Source organism: Haloarcula sp. Atlit-120R (assembly GCF_003665885.1).
Taxonomy (GTDB): Archaea; Halobacteriota; Halobacteria; order Halobacteriales; family Haloarculaceae; genus Haloarcula; species Haloarcula taiwanensis.
The window spans coordinates 1-436 of record NZ_QPLN01000121.1 but is presented as its reverse complement, the minus strand read 5'-3'; the positions used below and the strand labels follow the sequence as shown (position 1 = coordinate 436).

Sequence of the window (436 nt, the reverse complement as noted above, 5' to 3'; positions counted from 1 at the left end):
ATATCGTATCCCGTTCGCTTGGCCCTCGTTCGAACGGATTCGATGTCGCTGAAACCGCACTCATAGGACGGAATTTCGGTCCTGTCACGTAGCAGTCCAAATCCCGCGGAAATGATGTGCCAGTCGACGTCTGCAACCCCACGGAGATGAGTGACTGCCTCTTCGACGTGCTGGTGTTCACGACCAGTATACATGTCTGCCGCAGTCGTGGTTTGCTCGCTGTGTTCCTGCACTAATTCCTCGCGCGAGTGCTCGTCCACCGCCTCACAGTCGAGAACGGGGTCGTATCGTTTGTCTTTGGAACACGGTGAGATTACGAGGATGTCCATCCGGCGTTCTACTCGAAGCCGTTGCACCGAGTGGTGAAACTCTTTATGCGTGAATGAGAGGAATCCTGTAAGAATGGCTCGTCAGGACGACCTCGACCGCTTCTATA

General features: G+C 54.4%; 1 pseudogene. It reads right to left on the bottom strand.

Annotated features, from left to right (window positions below):
- Positions 1-329: pseudogene (locus DVK01_RS21520) on the bottom strand (hypothetical protein); the annotation flags it as partial.
- Positions 330-436 lie beyond the last annotated feature (107 nt).